The organism is Stenotrophomonas maltophilia group sp. RNC7, from assembly GCF_030910085.1.
In the GTDB taxonomy this organism is placed as follows: domain Bacteria; phylum Pseudomonadota; class Gammaproteobacteria; order Xanthomonadales; family Xanthomonadaceae; genus Stenotrophomonas; species Stenotrophomonas sepilia.
Window position 1 is genome coordinate 1 of the sequence record NZ_JAVFVN010000892.1, and the last position, 1095, is coordinate 1095.

1 protein-coding gene is annotated in these 1095 nt (G+C 31.5%); it reads right to left on the reverse strand.

Annotated features, from left to right (window positions below; translation table 11 throughout):
- On the reverse strand, positions 1–1095 hold a 1095-nt coding region (locus tag RCF13_RS23340), incomplete at both ends, for a hypothetical protein (protein ID WP_308141568.1).

The window sequence follows — 1095 nt, forward strand, 5'->3', positions numbered from 1 at the left end:
GACGGATTTTTTCACCTTGTTTAGTTGTTGTATTAAATAGTTCTTTAAAATTGCTGAAATTTAATTGGAATTCTTCTTCTAATTGTGACAATGCATAAAAATTTGGAACCGCAAACTGGCATTTTTCGCAATCTCGATTTGGAAATTTACAGATTGGATAAATACATTGGAAATATTCCTTTTTCGAGGGTTGTTGTCCTAGCCTTATGGACTCGTATATATCTTTTCTTTCTTCAATTGAAAGTCCTTTGATAACTTTGTAAACAATTTGTTGTTCTTCACTTAATCTATTTAAATAGCGAGCTACTTGTTCAATATGATGTACATCACCAAATACTTCTTTTAGTGCTAGAGAAGTTTGAGTTCGCTCTTCTCTGTTATCAATAGATTCTTGTAATATCAATTCACTTAAAGCATCATATGCATAGCCAAAGTGACCGAGATCAAATAATTGTTTTGTTATGAAATCCATTTGTTCTTGAGGTATATCAATATAAATGTTCGTTGTTTCTTCGTTACTGTGACCCCGTATGAATTTGGTGATTTCTAAAGGATTGCGTTTGGTCGTCTTTTTAATCACACTATAAACGTAGCTAATCAATGTGCGATTCATTTGTTTAGATTTAAAGATAAAATTATCGTTATGACTTTCGAAGAAACCATTTTTTTGTCTTGCAGTAAAAACTCTTTTGCTATTATTAAAATTAATTAGAACTTCTGATAAAGGTTGAAAGATTTGACAGCGAAGTTCACATAATACAGTAGAATGCGCAAAGGCAGCCATAAGTTCATATGAACAAAAGAAATGACGTTTTTTCTTTGTTTTTGAATGTACGAACGACATAGCTTTTACTTGATTAACAATATTTATAACATCGTCGTCACTTAAACTATTCCTTTCTAGCCACTCTAATGCCTCCATTACTTCCATATTTCCAAGTTGTGTATGTTGTAAGTTTATTCTGGGAAAAGAGGTTACATCATAATGTCGCCATGCATTGTTCAAATGCAGTAATACATATAACCAGGAAGAATCCCTGTGTAAATGTAGTTCTTTTTGGATTTGCAATCGAATATCTTCTATTGCTCTTTTTT